Source organism: Actinomadura sp. 7K534 (assembly GCF_004348575.1).
Classification (GTDB): domain Bacteria; phylum Actinomycetota; class Actinomycetes; order Streptosporangiales; family Streptosporangiaceae; genus Spirillospora; species Spirillospora livida.
The window spans coordinates 1-7,146 of sequence record NZ_SMKB01000316.1; the positions used below are offsets into that span (position 1 = coordinate 1).

A 7,146-nucleotide genomic window follows, 5' to 3' on the forward strand; every position below is an offset into this window, starting at 1 on the left:
ACCGTCCGCTCGCCCCGCTCCGGCCCGGCCGCCGCGTTTGACCGGGTACCCGGTCAGCCCGTAACGTGCTGAGGTCGAGTCGCATCGACGGAGATGACGCGTGCCCGCCGGCAGTTACGCAAGGCGAGCTCGGGTGGGCCCCCGCTGCGGGGGACCGAACGCGGCCCTCGATGCGAGACATCGCGCCTTTTCAGCCGAACCGACCGCAGCACTGGAGCCTCAAGTGAGCAAGCGTACTTTTCAGCCGAACAACCGTCGTCGCCACAAGAAGCACGGCTTCCGGCTGCGCATGCGCACTCGCGCCGGCCGGGCGATCCTGACCAACCGGCGCGGCAAGGGCCGCGCCCGCATCGCGGTCTGACACCACTTCACTGTGCTGCCGTCCGGAAACCGGATGCGGCGGCGGGACGACTTCACGTTGGCCGTCCGGCGCGGGCGCCGCGCCGGACGGCCAACTGTCGTGGTGCACCTGCTTCAGCCGGACGAGAAGACCGGCGCGGACGCCCCGCCGCTGGTCGGGTTCATCGTGGCCCGCACCGTGGGGAACGCCGTCGTCCGCAACTCCGTGCGGCGGCGCCTCCGGCACCTGGTGCGCCCGCACCTCGACCGGCTGCCAGCGGGTAGCCTGCTCGTAGTGCGCGCCAACCCCCGGGCGGGGACGGCGCGTCCTGACGAAACGGCCGCGGATCTCGAGTCGGCGCTCGATCGGCTGCTGCGGCCCGCGTCCAAGGGGCGAAGATGAGGAGTCGGCAGGGGACGGTGAATCCGTCCCAGCACCCGACGGGGTCCCCGGGCCCCGTCGCGAGTCTGCTGATCCTTCTCGTCCGCGCCTACCGCCGCTTCTTGAGTCCCCTGCTCGGGCAGCAGTGCAGATTCCAGCCCAGCTGCAGCGCGTACGGCCTGGAGGCCCTCCAGGTGCACGGGGCGCTGCGCGGCACGTGGCTGACGGCCCGCCGCATCGCGCGGTGCCACCCCTTCCACCCCGGGGGTCACGACCCGGTGCCGCCGAAGAAGTCGTCCGAGACGCCCTTCTCCGGGGAGCCTGGGGAGCACGTTCCTCAGGAGCGATCGAACCCCTCCGGGGGCCCCGGGGAGCCGTCCCCGAGGCGATCCGCGGCGGCTTCTTCGAACTCCGGCCGCGCGGAGAGCGGCCCCGCCCTAGCAGAGCCCAAGGAGCTGCCCGGTGCTTGATTGGTTGTACGAGATCGTCTCTCAGCTCATCGTGTGGATCCACACGGGGCTGAGCACCTTCGTCCCCGAGGACAGTGGATGGGCCTGGGGCGGCTCGATCATCCTGCTCACGGTCCTGCTGCGGCTCATCCTCGTCCCCCTGTTCGTGAAGCAGATCCACGCTTCGCGGAAGATGCAGGAGCTGAACCCCAAGGTCCAGGCGCTGCGCAAGAAATACAAGAACGACAAGCAGCGCCTCAACCAGGAGGTCATGAAGCTCTACCAGGAGAACGGCGCCAACCCGCTGGCGGGCTGCCTGCCCCTCCTGGTCCAGATGCCGATCTTCATCGGGCTGTTCCAGACGCTGAAGAAGATCTCCGACGCCGACCCGGGCGAGAGCGTCTTCGCCGTCTCGGCCGACCTCGTGGCGAGTGCACAGCACGCCAGCATCCTCGGTGCCCACATCCCGGACACCTTCCTGAACGCCTGGGGCTCCGACCCCAAGAGCTGGACCGCCATCATCATCACCGCCATCGCGGTGGTGATCAGCTCCATCACGACGTTCTTCACCGTCCGGGCGAGCATGAAGCGCCAGCCCATCACCGACGAGAACAACCCGATGATGCAGGCGCAGAAGATGATGGTCTTCCTCGCGCCGCTGTTCGGTCTCTTCGGCCTCGGGTTCCCGCTGGGCGTCCTCATGTACTGGGTCACGTCCAACAGCTGGACGCTGGCGCAGCAGCACTACATCTTCAAGAAGTACCCGCCGCCCAGCGCGGACGCCGACACGCCGACCACGTCCGGCAAGTCGGGCTCGAAGACCGGCACGAAGACCGGTGCGAAGGCGGGTGCCAAGTCCGGTACCAAGTCCGGTACCAAGACCGGTGCGAAGACCTCCGCCTCGAAGAACGGCCAGGGCTCCTCCGGCGGCAAGACGAAGCTCAAGAAGGAGACGGACACCGTCCCCGAGACGGACGACAAGCCGAAGGTCGTGCGCAACCAGCCGACCCGCAAGCCGCGCAGCAAGCGCAGCGGCACCCCGAAGCGCTAGTTTGAACCCCGAGCACGTGCCGGAGAAGGAGACCCCGTTGAGCCAGACCGACACGACCGAGGTCGACGTCCAGGCGCTCGAGCAGGAAGGCGAGATCGCCGCCGACTACATCGAGGGCCTGCTGGACATCGGTGACTACGACGGCGACATCGACATGGACGTCGAGGGCGAGCGCGCGATCGTGGCCGTCGTCGGCGCGTCCCTGGACGAGCTGGTCGGCAAACGCGGCGAGGTACTGGAGGCGCTGCAGGAGCTGACCCGCCTGGCCGTCCACCGGCAGACGGGCAACCGTACCCGTCTCATGCTCGACATCGGCGGCTACCGCGAGCGCCGGCGCGCCGAACTGACCAAGCTCGGCACCGACGTCGCGGACGAGGTCAAGCAGAGCGGCGAGTCGAAGCCGCTCGCGCCGATGACCCCGTTCGAACGCAAGATCGTCCACGACGCGGTCGCCGCGGCGGGCCTGCGCAGCGAGTCCGAGGGCGAGGAGCCCGACCGCTACGTGGTCATCTACCCCGCTTGACACCGGCGGCCGTTCTGCTCGGCCGCCCTACGCACAACCTCACGAACGGCCCCGATGCCCCCGGGCACCGGGGCCGTTCGCATTGGCCGGCCAAGGGGGGTGCAGCGTGCACGAGTCGAAAGCGCGGGGCGCACGCGTGGCGGCGAGCGGCCGAGCGGGCGAGCGGTGGACGTCGTTGCGCGCCGGGCTGCCGCCGCGGCGCGGGCGGAGGCTCTCGGGCACCTGAACGAGGCCCTCGACCCGTGGCGCGGAGCCCCGCTGGGTCGGGGGAGGGCGGGGCGTCCGTGGGCCGGGCGTCCGTGGAGATTAGGGCGTATGGGCGATTGAGTGCGGGGTGGATGGTGGCTGTTTGGTGATGAGCGCGGGTTGTTGAAAGACGTGCCCCTCCCGCCCGGGGGCGGACCCGCTTAGTCCCAGTGTCAAGTCCCCGGTGGGCGAGGGCATGGGGAATCGCCGCCTGTGGATAACGTTTAGGAGGGCCCCGCGCCCTGCCCGGCGCGGGGCCCCTTGGGAGCTCGGTGTGCGCCGCCGCCCGAGCACACCGAGCAGGATCGGCGGCGGGCGGCTACCTCCGGGCGGTCCGGCGCCACCGGCGGCGCTGCGGGACGGCCCGTCCCTCCGCATCGAGGCCGGACGCGTTCTGCACGGCCGGGTCCTGCGCGTATGCGGGGTCCTGGGCGTACGCCGGGTCCTGCGCGACGTTGGTGTGCGTCACGCCCTCGTCCGCCGGGTGTTCGATCACCCGTTCGACTCGCTCGGCCGGACGTCCGGCGCGGGGCGGGTCCTCGACGATGTGCTCCTCATGGATCACGGTTCCCGGCTCGTCCCCGTAGGCGGGGTCGGCGCCGACGATGCGGCCGGCGCGGCGCCGGGGCCGCGTGTACCGGAGGGTGAATCCCATGCTGATGAGCCCCACCAGGATCAGGATCCAGCCGACCAGGGTGATGTCGATGCCACTGAGCTCGACGCGGAGGGCGAACGCGAGAATCGCGCCGATGGCGATGAATGCGAGACTGACTCCGATTCCCATCTGTCGGAGCTCCTTCCGGGGGAGGTCGGGCGACACACCGCCTTTACCCGAGGAGACGAGGTTATGCCGACGGGTCATGTGGTTCTTGCCATTACGCAAGGGTCCAGCGGCTCCGCCGACCGGTCCGTCCGCCCTCGACCCGGGTCGCCCAGGCAGGTGGTGTGGGCTTCAAACCCAAGGACGGACGTTTCGCGTGCACGCGCACGCTTGGTTCTGTGGAACGATTCGTCTGATGGGGATTGCACGGGAGGTATTCGGTGACGCGTTGCCGGTCGCGGAGCGCTACGCGGCGTTCCTCGCCGAGGCCGGCGTCGAGCGCGGGCTCATCGGGCCGCGCGAGGTCGACCGTCTTTGGGAACGCCACCTGATCAACTGCGCGGTGGTGTCCGAGGTGATTCCGGCGGACGCGCAGGTCGTCGACATCGGCTCGGGGGCCGGGCTGCCTGGCATCGTGCTCGCGATCGTCCGGCGCGACCTGCGGGTCACCCTGCTGGAACCGCTGCTGCGCCGTACGACCTTCCTGAACGAGTGCGTCGAGATGCTCGACCTGCCGAACGTCGTGGTGCGCCGGGCGCGGGCCGAGGACGTCGTCGAGGAGTTCTCCGTGGACGTGGCCACCGCGCGGGCCGTCGCGCCGCTCGAACGGCTCGCGACCTGGGCGCTTCCGCTGCTGCGTCCGGGAGGCGAGCTGCTCGCGCTCAAGGGGGAGCGGGCCGCCGCCGAACTGGACGAGGCGGCACCCGTCCTGGAACGGTTCGGTGCCCGGACCACCGAACTGCTTCAAGTCGGGCAAGGTATGGTCGATCCGCCGACAACGCTCGTCCGTGTGGTCGCCGGCCGAGGCGGGGTTGTCGGACGACGACAGCGCGCACCCCGGCGTGCAAAAGGGTCGAGGAAGAGGTCTTCATGAGCACGGGACCAGGACTGGGCCGGCCTGACCGCACAGGCGAATCCCCCGACGAACAGCCATTCGGCCTGGGCGGACCCGGCGAGGCGGCACCGCCCAACGGGACGCCGGAGGAGCAGGGCCCGGCCAAGGAGCCGGGGGCCGCGCCTTCTGGACACGCGATGTGGGGCAGCACGACGTCCGGGACGGCCGAGAACGTCGGCTATGTACCGACACAGGCCGCCGCCGCGCCGCCCGGGCCGCGCAAGGGACCAACTCAGGGGGAGTCAGAACTCGTGCGCGAGGCGCTCAAGGACGCCAAGGTTTCACATGAAACATCGGCCGCGGCGGTGAAGACGATGCCGGGCCGCAGGGACCGGGAATGGCCGCGGCCGGCCAGATGCCGCGTCATCACCATCGCCAACCAGAAAGGCGGCGTCGGCAAGACCACCAGCTCGGTGAACCTCGCCGCGTCGCTCGCCATGCACGGCGCCCAGGTGCTCGTGGTGGACCTCGACCCCCAGGGCAACGCCTCAACGGCCCTCGGTGTCGAGCACCACGCGGAGGTCCCGTCGATCTACGACGTGCTGATCGAGGACATGGCGCTCGCCGACATCATCGTCCCGGCGCCGGAGATCCCGAACCTCTACTGCGCGCCCGCGACCCTCAACCTCGCCGGTGCCGAGATCGAACTGGTCTCCAAGGTCGCCCGCGAATCGCGGCTGCGCCGGGCGCTCGACGCCTACGACACCGAGAAGTTCGACTACGTCCTCATCGACTGCCCGCCGTCCCTCGGGCTGCTCACGGTGAACGCCCTGGTCGGCGGGGACGAGCTGCTCATCCCGATCCAGTGCGAGTACTACGCGCTAGAGGGCCTCGGGCAGCTCATCCGGACCGTCGACCTCGTCAAGGCGCACCTCAACCAGAAGCTGAAGGTGTCCACGATCCTGCTCACGATGTACGACGCCCGGACGCGCCTCGCCGCGCAGGTCGCGGAGGACGTCCGCAACCACTTCGGCGACGTCGTCCTCAACACCGTGATCCCCCGCAGCGTCCGGGTCTCCGAGGCCCCGAGCTACGGACAGTCCGTCATGACCTACGACCCCGGTTCGAGCGGCGCCCTCGCCTACAGCGAAGCCGCCTCGGAGATGGCCCATGGAGGAGCCGCCCAGTGAGCCAGCAGCGACGCGGCCTGGGAAAGGGCCTCGGTGCCCTCATTCCCACCTCGCCGCCCCCGTCGGCCCCGGCCGAGATGGGCGAGCCGGGATTCCCGGGCGGCCCCGCGGCTCCCCCGGCGAACGGCTCCTCCTCGGGGCCACCGCTCGAGCCGGTCGCCGGCGCCCACTTCGCCGAGCTGCCTCTCAGCTCGATCACCGTCAACCCGCGCCAGCCGCGCGAGCACTTCGACGAGCAGGCCCTGGCGGAGCTGGCCGAGTCGATCGGCATCGTCGGGCTCCTGCAGCCGATCGTCGTCCGCAAGGTCACGTCGGGCGACCACGACTATGAGCTCATCATGGGCGAGCGCCGGTGGCGTGCGTCCAAGATGGCGGGGCTGGACGTCATCCCGGCGATCGTCCGCGACACCGGCGACAACGACCTCCTCCGTGACGCCCTCATGGAGAACCTGCACCGGCAGCAGCTCAACCCGCTGGAGGAGGCGGCCGCGTACCAGCAGCTTCTCCAGGACTTCGGCGCCACCCATGAGCAGCTCGCCGGACGGATCGGCCGGTCGCGGCCGCACATCACCAACACGCTCCGTCTACTGAACCTGCCGCCGGCTGTTCAGCGCCGCGTCGCTGCGGGAGTCCTCTCCGCCGGCCATGCGCGTGCCCTGCTCTCTCTCGACAGCATCGAGGCTCAGGAGCACCTGGCGCAGCGCATCGTCCAGGAGGGGCTCTCCGTGCGCGCGCTCGAAGAGCTCATCGCGCTGCGCGAGGTCGACGAACCGAAGACGCCGCGGCAGGGCCGCCGGAAGAAGCCCGCCGCTCCCGGTCTCCAGGAGCTGGCCGACCGCCTCTCCGACCGCTACGAGACCAAGGTGCGCGTCGACATGGGCCGCAACAAGGGCAAGATCGTCGTCGAGTTCGCCACCCTGGAGGACCTCGACCGCATCATCAAGTCGATGGCCCCGGACGACGACCCGACCGAACCCTGACGGCAGGACGTCCGAGCGCCCCGGGAGGCATCTCCCGGGGCGCTCGTCTATTCCGGGCAAACTCCGGCCCTTAGCGTAGCGGGTACGGCCACGAGCACCCGGCTTCACCACGGACGAACTTGCTGCTGCTCCTGGCGCTGATGAGTGACGTTGCCGTTGCCTAGGGCGAGGTCGGTCGGGTCGGGGACGCCCACGAACCGGGAGCCGGGGTAGCGGAGCTCGTGGCTCGCCAATACTGAAGCCCTGAAAATCCCCATCGTGTCAGGCATCCCCCGGATCACCGATCCGGCGCCAGCTCCGGGACGCCTGCGATGACGGGACGGGCCGGGCG

The 7,146-nt window shown here is 70.1% G+C and carries 9 protein-coding genes and 1 pseudogene; 8 read left to right on the forward strand and 2 right to left on the reverse strand.

The genetic code is table 11. The features are described 5' to 3' along the window. Positions 1 to 223 precede the first annotated feature (223 nt). The 5 genes and pseudogenes from rpmH (at position 224) to E1266_RS34005 (ending at position 2,744) form a co-directional block, all read left to right on the forward strand. The gene (gene rpmH / locus E1266_RS33985; RefSeq protein WP_132054170.1) at positions 224 to 361 is read left to right on the forward strand and encodes a 50S ribosomal protein L34; all 138 of its coding nucleotides are present in this window, start codon (positions 224 to 226) and stop codon (positions 359 to 361) included. Between the two features lie 12 nt (positions 362 to 373). Next, a complete protein-coding gene (gene rnpA / locus E1266_RS33990) occupies positions 374 to 742 on the forward strand; it encodes a ribonuclease P protein component (protein ID WP_132054172.1) in 369 nt (122 codons plus the stop codon). Then, a pseudogene (gene yidD / locus E1266_RS39710) lies at positions 739 to 1,017 on the forward strand (membrane protein insertion efficiency factor YidD); the annotation flags it as partial. The gene rnpA and the pseudogene yidD, both read left to right, overlap by 4 nt. Before the next feature lie 166 nt (positions 1,018 to 1,183). Further along, the gene (gene yidC / locus E1266_RS34000) at positions 1,184 to 2,221 is read left to right on the forward strand and encodes a membrane protein insertase YidC (RefSeq protein ID WP_132054176.1); all 1,038 of its coding nucleotides are present in this window, start codon (positions 1,184 to 1,186) and stop codon (positions 2,219 to 2,221) included. Positions 2,222 to 2,258: 37 nt separating this feature from the next. Then, positions 2,259 to 2,744: a R3H domain-containing nucleic acid-binding protein gene (locus E1266_RS34005; RefSeq protein WP_131986507.1), complete on the forward strand. Its 486-nt coding sequence runs from the start codon at positions 2,259 to 2,261 to the stop codon at positions 2,742 to 2,744. Between the two features lie 565 nt (positions 2,745 to 3,309). Here E1266_RS34005 and E1266_RS34010 read toward each other — a convergent pair. Beyond that, positions 3,310 to 3,774 carry a DUF6458 family protein gene (locus tag E1266_RS34010; RefSeq protein WP_132054178.1) on the reverse strand — a complete coding sequence of 155 codons (465 nt, stop codon included), beginning with the start codon at positions 3,772 to 3,774 and terminating at the stop codon, positions 3,310 to 3,312. A 232-nt stretch (positions 3,775 to 4,006) separates the two neighbouring features. Here E1266_RS34010 and rsmG point away from each other — a divergent pair, with 232 nt between their 5' ends. The 3 genes from rsmG (at position 4,007) to E1266_RS34025 (ending at position 6,815) form a co-directional block, all read left to right on the forward strand. Next, positions 4,007 to 4,684, forward strand: a complete 678-nt coding sequence (gene rsmG, locus E1266_RS34015; RefSeq protein WP_132054180.1) for a 16S rRNA (guanine(527)-N(7))-methyltransferase RsmG — start codon at positions 4,007 to 4,009, stop codon at positions 4,682 to 4,684. Positions 4,685 to 5,019: 335 nt separating this feature from the next. Continuing rightward, positions 5,020 to 5,835 carry a ParA family protein gene (locus E1266_RS34020; RefSeq protein WP_132054184.1) on the forward strand — a complete coding sequence of 272 codons (816 nt, stop codon included), beginning with the start codon at positions 5,020 to 5,022 and terminating at the stop codon, positions 5,833 to 5,835. Next, the gene (locus E1266_RS34025) at positions 5,832 to 6,815 is read left to right on the forward strand and encodes a ParB/RepB/Spo0J family partition protein (protein WP_132054182.1); all 984 of its coding nucleotides are present in this window, start codon (positions 5,832 to 5,834) and stop codon (positions 6,813 to 6,815) included. The genes E1266_RS34020 and E1266_RS34025 overlap by 4 nt, the downstream gene beginning before the upstream one ends. A gap of 104 nt (positions 6,816 to 6,919) precedes the next feature. Here the strand turns inward: E1266_RS34025 and E1266_RS38495 are convergent, their stop codons facing one another. Continuing rightward, entirely contained in the window at positions 6,920 to 7,072 is a 153-nt protein-coding gene (locus E1266_RS38495) for a hypothetical protein (RefSeq protein ID WP_165966316.1), read from the reverse strand. Between the last annotated feature and the right edge of the window lie 74 nt (positions 7,073 to 7,146).